General features: G+C 37.9%; 2 protein-coding genes. One reads left to right on the top strand and one right to left on the bottom strand.

The features are described 5' to 3' along the window. Nucleotides 1–168: darcynin family protein (locus tag NL42_RS19135; protein WP_461313956.1), on the bottom strand; the 168-nt coding region annotated here is incomplete at its 3' end. A gap of 121 nt (nucleotides 169–289) precedes the next feature. On the opposite strand from NL42_RS19135, the gene NL42_RS19140 reads away from it, so the two are divergent. Beyond that, on the top strand, nucleotides 290–895 hold the full coding sequence (locus NL42_RS19140; protein ID WP_461313955.1) for a TetR/AcrR family transcriptional regulator: 606 nt from the start codon (nucleotides 290–292) through the stop codon (nucleotides 893–895). Nucleotides 896–1,020 lie beyond the last annotated feature (125 nt).

The raw sequence follows: 1,020 nt of genomic DNA on the forward strand, positions 1-1,020 counted from the left end.
TTTAGTGCTAAATGCTTCAACGTCATACCAGCGAACTTTTACAGTCGGGTACTTCTCAAAAATAGGTTCAAGCTTTTGTGTACTAAACTCAGCCCGCTTTTCACGAGCTAAAGCCAACCAAGCAGGCAAAGCTCTTAAATGAATAAAAAAAGTATAGGTTCTAGACATAACCACTCCGTGACTGAGCTGAGTTGTAGTTCAACTGAAAAGGCAGCATTTACTTGTCATATCAATATGACTCAGTCAGTATATGAGTGATTACTCACATTAAATACTCGCATTTCGGCCCATGTCAGAAACACTTCCAGACCCACGTAAACGCCCGCGTCAAGCACGCTCTGTGGCTACCTTTGAAGCAATTTTAGAGGCGGCTGCTCGCATTTTAGAGTCGTTAGGCTTTGCTGGATTTAACACAAATGCAGTGGCTGAACTTGCTGGCGTAAGCATTGGAAGTCTATATCAATACTTTCCATCTAAAGATGCTTTAATCGTTGAGTTAATTCGACGTGAACGGGCTGAGCTTTCAAATCGTATTGTTGAAGCCATACAGCAACACGATGCCGCAGACTTAAAAGAAAAATTAAAACTCGTCATACATGCTGCTGTGCAACATCAATTGAGCCGTCCGCAGTTAGCACGAACCTTAGAATTTGCTTCTGAACTGATTGGAAAAGATGCTGAGGAAAGTGAGCTTCAACACGAGCTTGAAACCATAATTTCTGATCTGTTTATACGTTCTGGAATTTCACATACACAGACAGCTGCACAAGATGTAATTGCTTTAAGCAAAGGAATGATTAATGCAGCAGGCATAGCAGGGGAAAGCGATTTAAATCATTTACAACAGCGAGTTGAAAAAGCTGTATTTGGTTATTTGAAAATAAGTTTAAGTTAACATACATAAACACTATTACTAGTGAATTTAAATTATTTTTCAATCACTTGTATTTATTTTTGTTTTTTTGTGATAAATAATAAATAATAAATAATTCAATCATATTGGAACAGTTCATGCGATTG

It is taken from the genome of Acinetobacter sp. GN11 (assembly GCF_054823985.1).